Source organism: Myroides sp. N17-2 (genome assembly GCF_002286775.1).
Taxonomy (GTDB): domain Bacteria; phylum Bacteroidota; class Bacteroidia; order Flavobacteriales; family Flavobacteriaceae; genus Flavobacterium.
In genome coordinates this window covers 1-395 of sequence record NZ_NSGJ01000126.1, presented here as the reverse complement: position 1 = coordinate 395, position 395 = coordinate 1, and the positions used below count along the sequence as shown (strand labels likewise).

Here is a 395-nt window from a genome sequence, read left to right as displayed (position 1 = left end):
GCATTAACCGTCATAGGGGTTTTAACTGTTTTTGTACTAACATCTACTATTCCACCTTCATCTACCCATTTTGAACTTGCTACATCCCATCTCAAAATATGTAAGCCCTTTTTTTCTGGATCTAATAAAAGACTTGACGGGGTAGTGCGTTCATCCCAACTTAACGTTAGAATAACTGCTCCATTTGTTGCTTCATTCTTAACCTCCCAATACTCTGCGTTATCGATTTCTATGATTGCATTCTTCCCTGCATGTGCTCTTCCTGTTAAGGGATTAGAACGAACATACTGTGTTTGAAATAGATTCTTTCCTCCACTACTTTCTCCTAAAGAGATTGGGCGATAATATGTACCATCTCCTACAGGCATTGTCAATTCGCTCTTTCTGTCACGATC

Annotated in this window: 1 pseudogene; it reads right to left on the bottom strand. The window is 39.2% G+C overall.

Features of this window, described 5'->3' with window-relative positions:
- Nucleotides 1-395 (bottom strand): annotated as a pseudogene (locus CF599_RS19370) (gliding motility-associated C-terminal domain-containing protein); the annotation flags it as partial.